Below are 18,820 nucleotides of genomic sequence, written 5' to 3' on the forward strand. Positions count from 1 at the left end.
ATATCCCGTTCCATTGTTGCCTTCATTATAGCGGTTAGAACGCATTGATGTCAAAAGGCATGAAAGTCGTTTGCTTATTGCGTCAACAATACACTCTTATCATTTAAAACCTTATCAGTTCCATGTGCAATTGCTGGAGGAAATGTTAGTATAAAGGTCGTACCCTTACCAACTTCACTTTCGACAGCAATCGCTCCACCATGTTCTTCGATTATTTTCAGAACAAATGGCAGCCCAAGTCCTGTTCCATTCGATTTGGAAGTGAAAAACGACAAGAAAACCTGCTTCAATTGCATCGTATCCATTCCTTTTCCGGTGTCGGTAACCTTTAAGATTAATTTCCCTGAGCTATCCAAATTCAAGGAAGTTGTAAGTATGCCTCCAGGAGTCATTGCTTCAAGTGCATTTTTAAACAGATTCAGGAGAACTTGCTTAATTTTATCGGGTTCACCATAAATTAATGACTCTGTAATAGACTCTATTTGTTGCGTAATAGTGATTCCATCCATTAAAGCTTTCGGTTGGATGACCTCAATCATATCCGCAACGAGGAGTTCCAAGCAAAAGGTCATCTTCTTGTTCGTGCTGGGCTTTGAAAGGATAAGCATTTCTGTCAATATCGATTCCATCCTAAGAACTTCTTCATCAATGACATTTAAGTATTTCATCGTGTCAGATGTTGCTGAAATCTTAAGTAATTGGACAAAACCCTTCATGGTCGTCATTGGGTTCCTAATTTCGTGAGCGATGCTAGCCGCTAGCCCACCTATAGTCGATAATGATTCTGAATGCACCAAATGTTTTTCCATAGCAACCTTTTCTGTATGATCTCTCATCCGTATCAGATACGTTTGAGTCTCACTGTCGAATGAAGTAATAATATTATAGTATCTACGATCACGAAGTGAACGTTCATACTCAACTGTCATTTCCGCGTAGCTATAAAGTTTTAACGTTTTAACGTAATCAATCAGTATATCATTATCTATATTCAATAATTCTAAGACCACTTTAGCCGACTTTCCTGCAAAGTAGTCTCTTGGTAAATTAAAAAATTCAGTGTGCATCTCATTTACGTCACAGATTGCTCCATGAATATCCGTGAAAATCAAAAAATTGTCAGAACTGCGGAAAGCATTGATATATGTTTTTTCTGCAATATCTGGAAAACTCTGCGGGATATCGAATAGTGCAATCGTTTGTTGGACATCTTCAAGATACATCAGATCTATTTTAACAGCGCATATTCTTCCTAATAATTGAATGTTTACGTTTAGTGTCTTATCCTTAAACTCAGTAATAAGATTTGTTGTATTGTCCCACAATTCATTAGTCATACCATCAAGATAATCACGAATATTATTCTTTTTACTAGTGCCAAAGTTTTCCCTGAATGATGAATTTGCATATAAAAGCAAACCCTTATTATCAAAAACTGTACCCGGTCTGTTGGCATTATCCAACATGAATGTTATGTGTTCCTTGACTTTCCCCTTTTTACAGCTCAAGCGTACGCCCCCTGTTCCCGTTTCAAAACAATATGAAATATAGCATTGGTTCATGCCGAAATATCAAATTTTTACAATAATCACCTTACTTGGATTATTCCATATTCAGGGTGCAATGGAAATAGAACTTTATACCTATATTTGTATTTTTTAAAACTAAATATTATAGTAGATAGAAAGAAGGAGTTTGATTATGAATATTATATTGTCAACGTTAAACGCAAAATATATCCATACTAATCTGGCCATACGTTGCTTGAAGGCATTTGCAATGCCTGAGTACAATTCGATTATTGCAGAATATACCATTAAAGATCCTACAATGAATATTGTATCAGATTTATATCAAAAAAATCCGGACATTGTTGGATTTAGCCTTTATATATGGAACATGGAAGAAACCATTAAAGTGATACGCATGTTAAAAAAGGTCAAACCTGATGTGAAAATTATCGCAGGCGGACCTGAGGTGACCTACGATTATGATTATTGGCTGGAGCGTGTTCCCGAAATTGATGTCATCGCCATTGGTGAAGGAGAAAGAACGTTTAAACATCTACTGGATGTCTTTGCTGGAAAAGACGAAATAACCGCAGTCCAGGGTATTGCTTATAGACAAAATGAGCAGCTAAAAATCACAGCACCCGGTCCAAAACTAGACTTGCGCGAACTCCCTTCACCTTTCAAGTTCAACGAGGACATATCTGACCTTGGTAAAAGAGTGACCTATATAGAAACGAGCCGGGGATGTCCTTTTTCTTGTCAATTTTGTCTATCATCCATTGAAGTAGGTGTCCGCTATTTCAACCGCGAGTCGATTAAGGATGACATACGCTATTTGATGGAACATGGCGCTAAAACAATAAAGTTTGTCGACCGCACGTTCAATATTAGTAGAAGCTATGCAATGGATATATTTCAATTTTTGATTGATGAACATAAACCGGGTACCGTCTTTCAGTTTGAAATTACGGGCGACATCATGCGTCCCGAAGTTATTGATTTTCTCAATGAAAACGCGCCCGCAGGACTATTCAGATTCGAAATTGGCGTTCAATCCACTAATGATTTAACAAACGAGTTAGTACAACGGCGACAAAACTTCGAAAAACTTTCACGAACAGTCAATATGGTGAAAGCGGGTGGAAAAATCGAGCAGCATCTGGACTTAATCGCTGGGCTGCCTGAGGAAGATTATCAATCTTTCCGCAATACCTTCAATGAAGTTTTCGCCATGCGCCCGGAGGAATTGCAACTCGGCTTCCTAAAACTGCTACGTGGAACGGGATTGCGCATCCAAGCCGAACAGTTCGGATATGACTTTATCGATGAAGCACCCTATGAGATCTTTTCAAATAACGTATTGACGTTCGATGATATCTTACGTATTAAACAAACCGAAGACGTCCTTGAGAAGTATTGGAACGACAATCGTTTACCAAGAACAGTCGAGTATGTTGTCTCTGAAGTCTTCGAAACACCATTCGACTTCTTCCAACAGTTTGGATCCTATTGGGAAAATCGGGGCTGGTCAAGAATTGGACATCAATTGGAGGATTTATTCATTCGATTGCATGATTTCCTTATGGAAGATGGCAGTGCAGACATGGATATCGCACGAAGTCTTCTAAAAATGGACTACCTTGCTCATCATAAGTTCCAACCGCGAAAAATATGGTGGCAAGATGATATGCCGATTGAGGAACGGTCTTCCATTGAACAACTCCTTCTAGAAAATCCTGCTTTACTAGGAGATTCGTTTAGTTCTTTAGGCTTGAATGCAAGAAATATACGAAAACAAACTTTCATCACACCTATAGCAGTCCAACCTGAAGACGTTGAAATTGGTGTTGTCCAGAATGCTACTGGATATCTCATAACTGTCTTCAGACATGATGATACACCGCAACTCAGGTTTTTAGAAAAGTCACTGGTCCATTGAATAAAGGCTGCCCCATCTTGATATGGGACAGCCTTTTTTTCTTACACTGTGGGAAGCTAATTTGATGTTTTTTTGCTTTTAACGCTTTTATTTTCATCCAATAATGACCCGTTCTTTCGGGTACTGATAATGCAAACTTTTCGTTTTTCCTCCTAATGTGTAGAGGAACGATATAAGCCCTACTCGTCCGATGAACATAAGAATCATAATAATCCCTTTCCCAACTACAGAGAGATCCGACGTAATCCCTAGCGACATTCCACACGTTCCAAATGCAGAGGTTATTTCAAACAACAAAGCAACAACTGGGACGCCTGGTTCTGTAATAAGCAACACTAGAAGTGCTGTCATAACCATTGCCAATGCTAGAATAATTACAGCAAATGAACGGAAAATATCTATTAATTTAATTTGCCGATGAAAGACATTAATAACCTGATTTCCACGTGCAAAGTTGATGAGGAATAGGAGTGCAACTGCAAATGTCGTTGTACGGATTCCACCACCTACGGAACTCGGCGATGCGCCGATGAACATCAACGAACTTATGAAAATATCGGTCGCTTCACTGAATTTCGTTATATCATACGTTGTCAGTCCCCCAGATCTCGATGACACTGAATGAAATAACGCGGTAAATATCTTCTCATGCCACGCCATCCCTTTAAATGAGTTTACAGATTCCAATATGAAAATCATTAATGCACCAAAAACGAGTAAAATACCAAATGTGATTGTCGTTATTTTGGTAAACAATGAAAAACGGAAATGAGGAACTTTTTTAGAGAAGAAGCTTTTGACTTCGATGAGAACAGGGAATCCGATTGCACCTAGTATTATCAAAATCATCGTCAATGATTGAATGAAGTAATCATTAAAATACCCTGTTAACGAAGTGCCTGTTAGATCAAATCCAGCATTTGTGGTTGCTGAAACAGACATAAACATACCGTTTAGAAACGCTTCGCTGAACGAATCATAATAACGCATGATATACACTGTAAAAATGAGTCCGCCAATAATTTCAATTAAGATTATTATTTTCACAATTTCTCTTATGAGATGAACGAGTCCGGCGAGGTTGTATTGATTATGTTCGACCATAATTAGCTGTCTTTCACGCAAACCTATCTTTTTTTTGACGAGCAGCCAAAAAAATGTACCTATCGACATAATTCCTATTCCGCCAATTTGCAAAACCAACATCAACATACAAATCCCGAAAACTGAGTATGTATCTGCAATACTGATAGTTGTCAGACCCGTAACGCTTACTGCACTGACGGCGGTAAACAAACTATCAATAAAACTCACCTTTACACCAGGCAAGTAAACACCAGGAAGATTCAGAAGTAATAATGAGAATGCAATGGCCAGAAAATAATAAAACACAATTACTTGGGCAGGTGTGAACCTGCGTAAATTCTCGCGATTGAATTTCACTCTTATCCCCGCTCCTTTCACCACTGTAGAGGTGTCGTACCTATTTTAGAGAAGTTGCACGAAAAAAGAAAGAACGAACTTTATATAAACAAAAAAACAGCCGTGCAAATGCACGACTGTCCTTAAAATCAAGCTTTATTCTTATTTTGTCGAACTCCTGCTAAGTAACCAAAAACTGCAATTCCAACGAGGACAATCCAGAACGTTGTTTTCCACAATGTTGAATGTGGGAAGCTTTCGGCAAGGATACCCACGCCTGGATGCGCCAGTGTAAGAACAAGTAATTTGACACCGACCCATCCAACGATAAGAAATGCTGCTGTTTCTAAAGAAGGGAATTTTTCTAACAGAGTAACGAATTGACGTGCTGCAAATCGCATGATGACTAGACCGATAATTCCACCTAATAGCATGACAGTGAACTGTCCACCATTAATACCACCAATATGGAAGTTACCAAGCTCAGGCAACGTTACAGCAAGTGCAACAGCCGCGAGCATTGAATCCAGTGCAAATGCGATATCGGCAAGTTCTACCTTCACAACCGTCATCCAGAAACCGGATTTTTTGCGTACTTTCGCATCGGGATGTGGATCTTCATCTTTTCGCTGATCAATAAGGCTTTTAATCGAGATGAATAAAAGATATGCTGCTCCAAGTGCTTGAATTTGCCAATAGTTCACAAGGATTGTAATCATGAACAATGCTGCAAAACGGAAGACAAATGCACCAAATAACCCGTAGAAGAGTGCTTTCTTTTGTTGTTCGCGCGGTAAGTGCTTAACCATAACTGCCATAACAACCGCGTTATCTGCTGCTAGTAATCCTTCTAATACGATAAGTACAACGAGTACCCATGCGTATTCCAATAATATTGCGTCCAAATCGATTCCTCCTAATTTTTCACGAATAAAAAAGACCCTCACCTAATAAAAGGCAAAGGTCTCGCTAAGTCGGAATTTTAGTCTTGTAAAAATCCAGCTATCATAACCGATGGCGCAAGCCACGTATTGACGACTATGAAATAGGTTTCCCTATAGCTACTCCCCTTTGACATAAAGTCAAAAGTTTATTAAGTTCGGGTGCTTTTGATTTATTATAGCATAGTTCGACCAAAAGTAAATGATAAGGCTTCCTACTTTTATTTGATATTCGCTATTTTTCTTATATAGAGCTCTCGATAGATGGAATGGACTCCAGGAAGTCCTGCTATTACCGCTTCGACGCTTTGTGGATGCCTCCCGCGATAAGCCAGAAAGGAAACCACTTTCAGTCTTATCGCTCCGGCTACCACGAAGACGCGCCTTCGCTGGATAGTCTCTATGTAGGAAAGCGCATTTCATTATCGGGGAAAAAGCATTTAGCATGGAGTGCGTCTTTCTTCAATGAAATTAATATCAAATAGTAATCACATTATAGTCTCAGTCCATACATCTCAAAATCACTTTCAATAATGTACACCCCAGCGCAGGTGCGGCAAAGGGGTAGCCGAAGCCCTGAGACTGGATGCCAAGCGTTAATCCAGGCTTAGGGCCAGAGGCATCCCCATAGCGCCAAGCGATCTACAACCCACACTCCGAATAATAACTCCCTCTTTATTGAACACCTCAACAAATTCAATGGGATTCACCATTTCAACATATATCATCATTAAGGTAATTATAATTTGACAGTTGTAATTGAGTTTATGTCTTACAACTCTATTTTTCATTCGTGCGCAAAAAAATACCCCCTTTGAAAAGGAGGCATTTCCATTATTTCTTCTCAACCGCTCGTTTTCTCGTTTGTCGATCAAACAGGCTGTAGATGATGGGTACAACATATAGCGTTAGCAATGTCGAGCTCAGTAAACCACCAATCACTACAATTCCCATCGGTTGGTTCATTTCTGTCCCTTCGCCTATACCTAGTGCCAGTGGCAGCAGGCCAAGAATAGTCGTTAGTGCAGTCATCAGGATTGGTCTAACCCGATCCCTGACAGAAACAACGATAGCATCATATGAGCTTAGCCCCGCTTCTTTTCGCTGATTAATATACTCAACAAGGACAATCCCATTATTAACGACAATCCCGACAAGAACGAGTATACCAATAACCGCTGTTACACTAATTGGCGTATTCGTCAAAAACAATCCAAGTCCTACGCCAATAATCATAAGTGGTACGGAGAACATAATCACAAATGGATACTTAAATGATTCAAATTGTGCCGCCATTACAATATAAACGAGGACAACAGCTAGCAGGATTGCCATAATCATATCATCAATGGCACCTTCAAATAACTCCCTGTCACCGCCGAATGAAACATCTATCTCTTCAGGTAACTTTAGGGTATCAATCGTATTATTTACTTTTTCAGTCATATCCCCAAGCGACTGGGACGATATATATTTCACATTGAATGTAACAGAGTGCGCCTGGTCGACTCGCTGTATGGAAACAGGTCCTTCTGCAATATTAATTTTAGCAACTTCACCTAGCGACACAAAAGTTCCAGCAGGCGTTCGCATTTTTATATTTTTCAACCGTTCTATGCTATTACGGAATTTCTTGTCGTATCTAACATAGACACCGTAAACTTCTTCATTTTCCCCAATAATTTGGGTCGCAAATGAACCACGCGTAACGTCGTTGACCGTTTGTGCAATTTGATAAGGTGCTAATCCTTTTTCAGATGCTTTATCTGGATTCACTTCGATTTGTATCTCTTCTACGGTATCTTGAAGATTATTTGTTACTTCAGTTATCGAGTCGAGGTCGGCCAATTTCCGATTCAACTTCAATACTGCATCATTGAGTCGTTCTTCATTTGTGTCTTTCAATGAAAACGTCAATGTATTCGGACTTGAGCCCGCGGCGGTCTGCAAGTTAAAGCTAACTTTCGCATCATCACCGATTTCCTTCAATACCTTAGGCTGTACATCATCGACGAATTCGAAAACAGAACGTTCACGATCTGCGAGAGGTAACAGTTTTACAGATATTTCTGCACGATCTGCTTTTGATGTGCCTTGAGCTATATCCCGTTGCGTTCCGCCAACCAGACTGACATATACCTCTACGTCACTTTCCTTTTTCAATTGTGTTTCGATTCGCTTCACAACTTCATCCGTCGCAGTTGCAGATGAACCATTCGGCAGCTTCACCGAAACACTTACAAATCCTTCATCTGTTGAAGGCAGGAATTCTGTTCCGACTTTGGTCAAGGCTAAAACGCTAAGTAGTAGAACGACTACTGTAAATACCAGAACAACAGAACGATATTTCAACGACCATTTTACCGAGCGTTCAAAGTTGTTCAATTTTTTAGATCGACGTCTTCTCGCTTCCATGTCGGCCTTCGGTTTATTGAGTAAACGACTTGCCATCATTGGTACAACTGTTAAAGCAACAATAAGCGATGCAAATAAGCTGAAGGAAATTGTTAAAGCGAATTCAGTAAATATCTGTCCTATCAAACCGCTGATGAAAACAACCGGTACAAATACAGCTAGCGTCGTTAATGTTGACGCTATAATCGCACCGCCAATTTCCTTCGTCCCTTCAGATGCAGCTTGCTTTGGCTTTTTCCCCATAGTGAGATGCCGTTCAATGTTTTCAATAACGATAATCGCATTATCGACGAGCATTCCGATACCTAATGCAAGTGCACCCAATGTCATAATATTTAGCGAGAAGTTCGCAAAATACATGAGGACGAAAGTGACAATAACCGAGTATGGAATTGCAATTCCAATAATAATTGGGCTCTTGATGCCTCGAAGGAAAAAGAATAAAACGAGCATCGCAAAAATACCGCCTAGTATTAGAGATTGGCCAATATTTCCGATGGCAAGTTTCACATAATCTCCTTGGTCAAACAAAATATTTGACTCGACTCCATTGAATTCTTCTTTCTCTAAAAGCTTGTCAAGCGCTGTTTTGAATGCTGTAGATACTTCCGCAGTATTTGCACCCGATTCTTGCAATACGGACATTAAAACTGCCTGCTGATCATTTGCACGGGTTTCTGTTCCGGTCTCAGACTCTACAAGCGCAACGTCCGCTACATCGGCTATTTTTATCTTTTTGCCACTGAGTGGATTTGTTCCTACTGTGACGCCACGGATATCCGAAATGGACGTGAGCGTGCTGACAATACGTGTTGTCAATAACATTCCGTCTCTAGTCTCGATTGGTTCACCCGGCATCGATACATTATTCGCCTGGATCATTTGCACGATACCTGCTTGGTCAAGTCCATTTGCCACAATTTTGTTCTGATCTAGAATAATTTGGACTTCTTCCATAAGTTGACCTGAAACAGAAACACTCGCTACTCCTTTTGTTCTCCGTAATTCTGTTTCCAACTGTTCGGCAATCTTTCGGACATCAATGTCTTCCGTAGTAGAATGCAACGACAATTGAATTACCGGAAACTGGGCCGGGTCAAACTTCATGAATCTGGGTTTATTTGCCCCGTCAGGAACCGGAACTTGATCGACCCGCTGCATGATATCGAGTTGGACTTCATCAATGTTCGTCGACCAGTCAAACATGAGTAGGATGAAATTTGCCCCTTCCTGGGAGGTAGACTGCATTGATTTCAAACCAGGTGAAGTTGAAAGACTTGCTTCAAGCGGTTTAGTTAATTTCTCGCTCACTTCAGCCGGAGATACGCCTGGATAACTAGAAACTACGACTGCAATTGGCGGGTTCAATTCCGGAATTAATGTTACTGGAATGCGAAAAAATGACACAGCTCCGAGAATGATGATTAGAAACATTGTCACAATTGTAAATACAGGTCTTTTAATAGAAAAGTCACTGATTTTCATTTACATTTCCCTCTCCCCAAATAATTCTTTATTTCAATCATAGTTAAAGATTGACACTTCTTCAAACATGAGCCACTATCATCTGCTCTTTTATCAAAAGGTCGAACCTCAAAGAACCTGAGGTCTGAAACTAGAAACGATCAATTTAAACTTATCGTTTCCTATCCATAAAAAAACCGACAAAACGGAAAGACCGTCCTGCCGGATTAGCGGATTATAATAGACTATATAACTCAATATCTGGATACTTATCGTGGAACCACCGCATCGCAAAGTCGTTTTCAAACAGGAATACTAATTTATCGTGGCGGTCTTTTACGAGCATTGCACGTTGACCCGCCATTGATTCTTTGACATCACTTTCATTAACAATCCAACGTGCCACTTTTGAACCGACGTGCTCCATACGTACCTCGACATTATACTCATTCTTCATCCGATGCTCGAATACTTCGAATTGAAGCTGACCAACTGCCCCTAAAAGTACATCCTCGGTGTGGAGCGTCCGGTAATATTGAATTGCGCCTTCTTGTACAAGCTGGAGAATCCCTTTATGGAAATGTTTGGACTTCATGACGTTTTTCGCGGTTACCCGTACGAAAAGTTCCGGTGTAAATTGTGGAAGCGCATCAAAAATGAAGTTAGATTTACCGCCAATTACTGTATCACCGATTTGGTAGTTACCTGTATCATGGAGCCCAATAATATCTCCGGCAACTGCTTCATCCACAGTTTCACGATCATCTGCAAGAAACTGTGTTGTCTGTGTCAGTTTGAATGTCCTTGAAATTCGTGGAACTGTTACGTTCATTCCACGTTCGAATTTACCTGAAACAATACGGACGAATGCTATACGGTCTCGGTGCATTGGGTTCATATTCGCTTGAATCTTAAAGATAAACCCTGAAAACTCTTCCGAATACGGATCGATTTCTGTTTTATCTTTTGTTATTCGCGGTTGTGGAGGCGGTGAAAATTGTAAAAATGTTTCTAAAAATGTTTGTACACCGAAATTTGTAAGTGCGCTGCCAAAAAATACTGGCGTTAATTCGCCAATTGCAATTTTCTCTTCATCGAAATCATTTCCTGCTTCATTTAAAAGAAGGACATCTTCGATTGCCTGCTTGTAATACGAAGTTTCCATCATCGGATGCGGTTCTACGAGGCCACCCTCGTCATTTATAGCAAGGAAACGGTTTTCATCGTTGACACGAACCTGTTCAATACGCTGATTAAAACGATCATAGATACCTAGGAACTCTTTGCCCATCCCAATTGGCCAGTTCATGGCGTAAGACTGTATGCCAAGAACTTCTTCCAACTCTTCCATTAATTCAAGCGGTTCTTTCCCTAAGCGGTCCATTTTGTTGATAAATGTAAAAATCGGAATTCCACGCATACGACATACTTTGAATAGTTTAATCGTCTGCGGCTCAATTCCTTTCGCCGAGTCGACCATCATAACCGCTGCATCAACTGCCATAAGCGTACGGTAAGTATCTTCACTGAAATCCTCGTGCCCGGGTGTATCCAAAATATTAACGCGTTTTCCATCATAATCGAATTGCATAACTGATGAAGTGACCGAAATCCCACGCTGTTTTTCAATTTCCATCCAGTCAGACGTTGCAAATTTACCAGACTTTTTCCCTTTTACTGTTCCAGCATCACGAATTGCGCCGCCAAAATAGAGAAGTTTTTCTGTAATTGTCGTTTTCCCGGCATCCGGGTGAGAAATGATTGCAAAGGTACGACGAGACGCAATTTCTTCATTTATAGGTTTGTCCATTATATATTATCTCCTTCTGTTCTGCTTTTCTTAGCATAAGTTTATCATAGTGTAAACCGCAGTAGATCATTTGAATAAATACCGTTGCATCCAGGTCTACAAGCATTCAACAAAAACCAGTGTATTAAAGTTTATTATACCGTTTCCTGAATAAAAGGTTTAATCAGGCCCGCATCCCGAAAATACACAAAATAAAACGACCTTTCCGTAATTGGATTGGTCGTTTTATTCCTCCATCACCACAATACTATTACTTCTGATTTTAACATCATCGCGATGAGCACGCAATCTTGAATTACCCCCACTTTCACTTCGTTTAGAAGTGGGAGATTCCTAAGACCACTGACGTAACCGTCAGTTATTGATTAGGCTAACCCCGCAATCCCTGCGGTTAAAAGCCTTTCGGCTTCATTTTTTATATTTATACTTGCGTTAATATCTCTATCGTGATGGTCTCCACACCCTTGACAATCCCATTCACGCAAGGCAAGATTCTTAACGTCTTTGTTTCTATATCCACAAGATGAACAAAGTTGGCTTGATGGGAATGTTTTACCTACAGCAATAACTTGTTTCCCATACCATTTCGCCTTATATTCAAGCATCGTTCTGAATTGCGACCAACTTACTTCGCTAATTAATTTAGCAAACATTTGGTTTTTGAGCATATTGGATACTTGCAAATCCTCTATTCCGATAACATCGTGGTTTTTGATGATTTCGGAGGAGATTTTATGCAAGTAATCCGTTCTTGCGTTGCTAATTTGCTCGTGAATACGAGCAACCTTTATCTTTTGTTTTTGATAGTTTCTCGCTTCGCTTAATTTACATTTCCGCTTTAAGGCGGCCTCTTGTCGTCTTGAAAGAATACGCTGTGCTTGTATCAGCCTCTTCTCTAGTGCACAAAAGAACTTATGATTTCTATAGATCGTTCCGTCAGATAAGATCGCAAAATCCTTCAGGCCAACATCAACACCTGCAGATAAACCAGTTTTTGGTAACCCTTTAACTTCTGTTTCAACAAGAATAGATACAAAGTATTTACCCGAAGGGTTACGTCGAATCGTTGCGCTAAGAATTCTACCATCAATTTCACGACTTTTAGAAAACTTCACCAAGCCCAACTTAGGTAGCTTAACCATGTTATCAACTACTGCTATATTTCCGTTGGTATGCTTTGACGTGTAGGATTGCACGTTATTGCTCTTTGATTTAAAACGCGGAGCTTTGTTTTGTTTCTTGAAAAATCGTTCATATGAATCAGCCAAATTCTTTAAGGACGACTGAAGAGAAGTGCTATCCACTTCTTTTAACCAAATTGTATCTTCCTGTTTTTTTAATTGCGTTAACTCGGCGGAACAAGCGATATAAGACAATCCTTTGCCCGTCTCTTTGTAGATACTATCCCACTTAGCCAAAAAGTGATTAAAGACAAAGCGACTGCACCCGATTGTCTTAGCAATGAGGATTTGTTGTTCTATGTCTGGATAGATACGGAATTTATAGGCTTTGTTGATTATCATGTATTTTCACCTCGCTTCAAAAGGGTTATGTGACAAGAACAGAATAACCGTTCCGTTAAAGCGAATATTTTGGACTTTTTTCCAACCGAAATTCATCTCCCACTTATCACTGGGCTACGCCCTTGTCGTGAGTGAAGTGAGAGTCTTCTTTCGGTAAACAGATAAATGTCTTGTTTGACTATCCGCGCTTCTTCCTTCGTCATTTTCCTTTTGATTAAATAACAAACAAACCTAAAAACACTTTGATAATCTATTTAACACTCATGCTATTGTTAATATTGACTTTTATATATTCGTTACTTATTTTCGTTGACAAAACCTCTCGCCGAATTTCAAGATAAACAGTTTTGGTTAGCATCGGGCCTAGTGCGTCTGTTATGTTTCAATTTGGTCGTTTCCGTATTACCGTCACTTTCATCGACTTTTTTATACCAGCTTAATTCTGCTAAATGTTCTCGAAATAGCAGCGACATAGCATGCTTCTCAGCGCTCTGATCTATCACGTTACAGCCACTCCTTTACTGCTCTGATTTCCTACCATCGCAAAGTAAATAGATATTAGCTCTTCCGTCCTGTTGCGCAGCCGCATGTTCATGTAGCGTCTTTTGTCTTCATAGCCACCATGGAAAAAGGCATACTCAGTAAACGTGCCGTCTTTCCCTTGTTTAATTAACTTTAAATGTTCACTTCGGGCATAGAGATTCGTTTCTTTTAATTCGGCTCGGACTATTTTTAGTGCACTTTCAATAATTTCTACATAAGGCTTTTTCAATTTAAATGAGCCTGGTCTCTCTCTAAAATTGTTATAACCATTGGTAAGTAAATCATATTTTCAAAATGCGGTAATGCATCTGATGGAATAAACGCCATTAGATTACCCTACTCTCTTTACGAATGATGGGAACAAGTGCCAGTACATTATCAATAATAAAAGTACGTTTGGATCCTCGAAGATGACAATAGGCTCGGAAGGATACCTCACCAACCTGTAGGACTTTGATTCTTCGCTTACTGATTGAACCATCTTTAGCCATATACATCATATCCAGTGACTCGTTGTACTCCAGTGACTTCAATAATTGACCACGCACATTCGTTCCCCCTTTTCATCCATTATACAGAATGTATGTTCGTTTTACAAGCAAATAAAAAGCATCTTGTGAGAGATGTTTTTAGTTACGATCACTATTTAGATGAACGACCTTTATGCACTGTGTACGCCCATTAAGAAACGTTCAATTTTAGAAAAAAATAACGCCGAAGCGTTTAATGATATAACTATTTATAGTTCAATACGCTACGCCAAATGGGTATGAAACATAATCACAAGAAAAGAGATGACAACTTTAAATTTCATATCTTTAATTATTTTCATATCACCACATCCTATTTCTAGAGTATTGGTACATTTAAAGATTAACACGCCTTTATTAAGCCATTTTGAATGGAGCGTAAATGTTTTGTAAATATTCTCAAAGCCGCCTATCACTTTTTTATTGCATAAACAAAAAAAACGCCCGGATGGACGTTCCAAAGAGTTGGTAGTGCAAAAAAAGTTCCTATAGTCAGGACCAAGCTAACTTTCAATTAATTAATAAATAATCCTGTACCAAACTTCTTTTCCGCTTCTTCTAGCGCGATTTCTGCATCTGAATGCGGATGTTTTATAGAGCCGATAATTTGAAAGTCCTCATGCCCTTTTCCTGCAAATATGATGATGTCTTCAGAATTTGCGACTGAAACTGCGTGGCGCACAGCACTTGGTCGATCACCGATACACGCATACCGCTTATGCAGCATGCCAGCTTCCAATTCAGACAGGATTGACTCGTACGGCTCGTCTCTCGGATCGTCTGTCGTTAAGACAACATAATCAGCAACAGATGCTTTTTCCGCCATGATTGGACGTTTTATCCGATCGCGGTTGCCACCTGTCCCTATGACGAAGATAAGACGGCTTCCTTCTTTTTTATATGGCAGGACTGCAGCAATCGCTTTTTCAATCGCATCCGGTGAATGTGCGTAGTCAACATACATCGTTAGCGGCAATTGTGTCGGTACTTGTTCCATCCTACCTTTGACGGCTGAAATCTTCCCTAGGTAATTTAGGATATCCTCTATAACCATTCCTTTAGCGTATAAAGCAGCAATTACAGCCAATGCATTGTAGACGCTGAATTCGCCTATCAAATTCATAGCAACCCGGAACTCCCCATCAGGTGAAGTTAGCTTAAATACCGTTCCGTTTGCTGCAAGCTCGATATCCGATCCACGAAATACTGCTTCATTTTGAATGCCATATGTAAAGGCTGGGTAAGAAGTCATTTCCAGTAGCTTATTGGACCATTCGTCATCCGCGTTAATGACTGCAAATTTTCGTTTTTCCATGTCTTGTCCTAGTTGTGAAAACAATAAACCTTTTGCATAACCGTAGTGATCCATCGTGCCATGGAAATCGAGATGGTCATGCGTTAGGTTTGTGAAAACAGCAATATCGAATTCCGTTCCTGCTAAACGACCTTCTACGAGTCCGTGTGAGGAAACTTCCATCGTCATTGTTGTACAGCCTTCTTCCACTGCACGGGCAATCATTCCTTGTGTCGTCAGTACGTCTGCTGTTGTATTTTCAGTTTCATATAGTGTTCCATTCAACTCAAAGCCGATTGTTCCAGAAACTGCTGATACTTCACCTGCTTGCTGGAGTATTGCTTGTATGATGCCGCTCACGCTAGTCTTTCCGTTCGTCCCTGTTACACCAATCATCGTCAGCCGTTTTGAAGGATAGCCGTAAAACCGTGGTGCCAACAAACTGATAGCCCGGGATGTATTTTCAACCATGACGCAAGCAACTTTAGTCAAATCGACGTTGACGGGTTTCGAAGCAACGATAACGCGTGCTCCATTTTCAATGGCCTTATCCACAAACTTATGACCATCCACCGTGAACCCTTCGATACAGACGAAAACCCCTCCCGCACTTACCGAACGTGAATCTACCGCAATATCCGTCACAGTTGGTGGGAGTGTCCCTGTTATTTGTTTAATAGGTAAGATTGATAGTAAATTTTTTGTATTCATAAAAACCCTCCATTTAATCTATCATTGCTGAAGTCACGTATGCTCGTAGCAACTGCGCAGACGCTTTCAGTGAATCGGTATGTGTTCGTTCTAAAGCATGAGATGATTCGATTCCTGGACCGAATAACGCATGCTTAACGTCGAATCCCGCACGAATTGCAGCAGACGCGTCTGATCCGTAATACGGGTAAATATCGAGTTTGAACGGAATATCCCCTACTTTACACAAATTCGATAAGTGTTGCGTCAATGCATAATGATACGGTCCGCTTGAATCTTTCGCACAAATTGAAACCGTATATTCATCTGAAGTTTGACCGTCTCCAATTGCGCCCATATCGACCGCTATGTACTCAACCGTTTCATCTGGAATATTAGAGTTTCCGCCATAGCCGATTTCTTCATTATTGGAAATATAAAAATGCGTCGTATGCGGAAGTTGTACTTTTTCTTCTTTTAATGAACGAATCAATCCAAGCAAGAGAGCTGTACTCGCTTTGTCGTCAAGATGACGTGATTTAATGAATCCACTTTCTGTCGTTTCAAAACGCGGATCAAATGAGACAAAATCGCCAACTTCGATACCCAGTCCACGAGTTCCATCTGCTTTCGTCACTTTTTCATCTATACGTACTTCGATATTATCTGCGCTTCGTTCAGCTGTTCCGGCATTTTTATAAACATGGACAGACGTCTGGTGCATAAGAATTGTTCCCCGTACTTCTTTCCCTGAAGCTGTATGGATGAGGCAATATTCCCCTTCCACTGCATTCCATCTGAAACCGCCAATCATATCCAGCTTCAAACGACCATCGCTTTTAATTTCTTTAACCATTGCGCCAAGTGTGTCCGTATGTGCTGTGAGCAGGCGATGACGTGAAGTATTAGAACCTTCAATCGTAGCGATGATAGCTCCTTTATTTGTCTTCTTGAAGGATACCCCGATATCGCTCAGTTCTTGCTCAATTAGCTCCATCACTTTTTGTGTATATCCCGATGGACTAGGTGTTTCAACAAGTCTTTTAAGTAGCGTAACAATCTGTTTTTCATCAAATACAGTTTGCATTTTCAAGTCCCCTTTCTTCCCCTTCAAAAGTAGCCGGCTTTACGAAGTTTTACATCATATATTTTAAGTATAATGTAGATTTACCGAGGTGCCTAATGGAATACTTTTGTTCTAACTTTTTTCAATTCATAGTACCATTCATAGTCAATAGCTAACGTTTGATTGTTGCCGTTTCTCACACCTTAAAGAATAGAAAACCGCTATCCATTATCGGATGAGCGGTTTTACTATTTTCAGCTTATTGCCGTATGGTGGAAATGCAAGTGACATTGGAATGGTTGTACTTTTTTTCATCATAGACTTGGCATGCGTAAATGTATCAAAACTAGCTTTTCCATGATACGAACTCACTCCGGAAGTACCGACTCCGCCAAATGGTAAGTTGACGTTTCCAACATGCGCAATTGTGTCATTTATGCATCCACCGCCGAACGGAAGGTTTTCAATGAAGTAGTCAGCAGCTCGACTATTCTCAGTAAAGAAATATGCGGCCAGTGGTTTCGGCAATTGACGGATCCGTTGAAGCGCATCGTCAAGGTTATCATATGTCAAAATCGGTAAAATCGGCCCAAAAATTTCATCCTCCATTGAAGCACTATTCCAAGATATATTATCAAGAAGTGTCGGTTCAATGAATAAGTCAGAACGGTCAGAATTCCCTCCGCTTATTACATGAGTTCGGTCCGTATCAATAATTCCGGCGAGTCGGTTGAAGTGTTTTTCACTGACGATTCTTCCGTAATCTGGACTTTGCGAAATATCTTTTCCGTAAAATTTACGAATAGATGATTGAATATTTTTAATTAGTTGTTCTTTGACAGTATGATGGACGAGAAGATAATCCGGTGCAACACATGTCTGTCCAGTATTCAAAAATTTACCCCAAACAATTCGCTCAGCCGCTTTTTGTAAATCAGCTGTCTGATCAACAAGCGCCGGACTTTTCCCGCCGAGTTCAAGCGTAATCGGCGTTAACCTTTCCGCCGCAGCTTTCATAATAACTTTCCCAACGGCCACACTTCCGGTAAAGAAAATATAATCGAATGAAGCGTGGATGAGTGCTGACGTTTCTTCCTGTTCTCCTTCTACGACTCGAATATAATCCGGCGCAAAAGTTTCCGTCAGTATTTTATTAACGACATGCGCAGTATGAACAGATGTCTCAGAAGGTTTAACGATGGCGCAATTCCCACCTGCAATCGCTCCGATAAGTGGCTCCATAACGAGCTGAAATGGATAGTTGAAAGGTCCAATAATAAGGACGGATCCATAAGGTTCATGAACGATGAAGCTTTTCGCAGGTTGAAGGTGGACAGGCGTTCTGACTGATTCCTCTTCCATCCAGTCTTCTAAATGTTTAATCATATAAGTAATACTCGATAGGACAAATCCAATTTCCGTCACATAGGACTCAAAAGAGCTTTTACGCAAATCTCTATGCAAGGCTTCCGTGATTTCTACTTCATTGGCGGTAATCGCTTCCTTCAGCTTACCGAGCATTTCTTTTCGGAATGCAGCGCTCCGTGTCTTCCCAGTAAAATAAAATGAGCGCTGGGAAGATATCATCGATTCTACGTCTTGTGCAGTAAAATTCATGTTATCCCTCCATATTCTATTTCTTATAATCTTAAATATAATAGGTAGAGGTTGC

Annotated in this window: 12 protein-coding genes; 1 reads left to right on the plus strand and 11 read right to left on the minus strand. The window is 40.1% G+C overall.

The genetic code is table 11. The features are described from left to right. Positions 1-74: 74 nt before the first annotated feature. Entirely contained in the window at positions 75-1,508 is a 1,434-nt protein-coding gene (locus tag AC25Y6_RS10715; RefSeq protein ID WP_488143006.1) for an ATP-binding protein, read from the minus strand. Between the two features lie 193 nt (positions 1,509-1,701). Here AC25Y6_RS10715 and AC25Y6_RS10720 point away from each other — a divergent pair, with 193 nt between their 5' ends. Continuing rightward, positions 1,702-3,450 carry a B12-binding domain-containing radical SAM protein gene (locus AC25Y6_RS10720; RefSeq protein ID WP_488143007.1) on the plus strand — a complete coding sequence of 583 codons (1,749 nt, stop codon included), beginning with the start codon at positions 1,702-1,704 and terminating at the stop codon, positions 3,448-3,450. A gap of 93 nt (positions 3,451-3,543) precedes the next feature. On the opposite strand, the gene AC25Y6_RS10725 is transcribed toward AC25Y6_RS10720, so the two are convergent. The 10 genes from AC25Y6_RS10725 to AC25Y6_RS10770 all read right to left on the minus strand — a co-directional run bounded on the left by AC25Y6_RS10725 (position 3,544) and on the right by AC25Y6_RS10770 (position 18,765). Continuing rightward, complete coding sequence (locus AC25Y6_RS10725; protein ID WP_488143008.1) at positions 3,544-4,893, minus strand: TrkH family potassium uptake protein; 1,350 nt, start codon at positions 4,891-4,893, stop codon at positions 3,544-3,546. A 128-nt stretch (positions 4,894-5,021) separates the two neighbouring features. Continuing rightward, positions 5,022-5,777, minus strand: coding sequence for a TerC family protein (locus AC25Y6_RS10730; RefSeq protein WP_488143009.1), 756 nt, complete (start codon positions 5,775-5,777; stop codon positions 5,022-5,024). 870 nt (positions 5,778-6,647) lie between these two features. Continuing rightward, entirely contained in the window at positions 6,648-9,713 is a 3,066-nt protein-coding gene (locus AC25Y6_RS10735; RefSeq protein ID WP_488143010.1) for an efflux RND transporter permease subunit, read from the minus strand. Positions 9,714-9,927: 214 nt separating this feature from the next. Next, entirely contained in the window at positions 9,928-11,502 is a 1,575-nt protein-coding gene (locus AC25Y6_RS10740; RefSeq protein ID WP_482103839.1) for a peptide chain release factor 3, read from the minus strand. A gap of 365 nt (positions 11,503-11,867) precedes the next feature. Further along, positions 11,868-13,025, minus strand: coding sequence for an IS200/IS605 family element RNA-guided endonuclease TnpB (gene tnpB / locus AC25Y6_RS10745; protein ID WP_482100272.1), 1,158 nt, complete (start codon positions 13,023-13,025; stop codon positions 11,868-11,870). A gap of 499 nt (positions 13,026-13,524) precedes the next feature. Next, on the minus strand, positions 13,525-13,797 hold the full coding sequence (locus AC25Y6_RS10750) for a YhjD family protein (RefSeq protein ID WP_482100271.1): 273 nt from the start codon (positions 13,795-13,797) through the stop codon (positions 13,525-13,527). A gap of 97 nt (positions 13,798-13,894) precedes the next feature. Continuing rightward, entirely contained in the window at positions 13,895-14,116 is a 222-nt protein-coding gene (locus AC25Y6_RS10755; protein WP_488143011.1) for a transcriptional regulator, read from the minus strand. A gap of 496 nt (positions 14,117-14,612) precedes the next feature. Continuing rightward, a complete protein-coding gene (locus tag AC25Y6_RS10760; protein WP_488143012.1) occupies positions 14,613-16,103 on the minus strand; it encodes a UDP-N-acetylmuramoyl-L-alanyl-D-glutamate--2,6-diaminopimelate ligase in 1,491 nt (496 codons plus the stop codon). A gap of 13 nt (positions 16,104-16,116) precedes the next feature. Beyond that, a complete protein-coding gene (locus tag AC25Y6_RS10765; RefSeq protein WP_488143013.1) occupies positions 16,117-17,169 on the minus strand; it encodes a M42 family metallopeptidase in 1,053 nt (350 codons plus the stop codon). Between the two features lie 207 nt (positions 17,170-17,376). Beyond that, positions 17,377-18,765, minus strand: coding sequence for an aldehyde dehydrogenase (locus AC25Y6_RS10770; RefSeq protein WP_488143014.1), 1,389 nt, complete (start codon positions 18,763-18,765; stop codon positions 17,377-17,379). Positions 18,766-18,820: the final 55 nt, after the last annotated feature.

Source organism: Sporosarcina sp. Y1004, from assembly GCF_057669665.1.

What these genes read in the sequence shown, in the direction of transcription:
- AC25Y6_RS10760 (WP_488143012.1), bottom strand. Translation starts at nt 16,103, where the DNA reads ATGAATACAAAAAATTTACTATCAATCTTACCTATTAAACAAATAACA.
- AC25Y6_RS10735 (WP_488143010.1), bottom strand. Translation starts at nt 9,713, where the DNA reads ATGAAAATCAGTGACTTTTCTATTAAAAGACCTGTATTTACAATTGTG.
- AC25Y6_RS10765 (WP_488143013.1), bottom strand. Translation starts at nt 17,169, where the DNA reads ATGCAAACTGTATTTGATGAAAAACAGATTGTTACGCTACTTAAAAGA.
- tnpB (WP_482100272.1), bottom strand. Translation starts at nt 13,025, where the DNA reads ATGATAATCAACAAAGCCTATAAATTCCGTATCTATCCAGACATAGAA.
- AC25Y6_RS10720 (WP_488143007.1), top strand. Translation starts at nt 1,702, where the DNA reads ATGAATATTATATTGTCAACGTTAAACGCAAAATATATCCATACTAAT.
- AC25Y6_RS10770 (WP_488143014.1), bottom strand. Translation starts at nt 18,765, where the DNA reads ATGAATTTTACTGCACAAGACGTAGAATCGATGATATCTTCCCAGCGC.
- AC25Y6_RS10740 (WP_482103839.1), bottom strand. Translation starts at nt 11,502, where the DNA reads ATGGACAAACCTATAAATGAAGAAATTGCGTCTCGTCGTACCTTTGCA.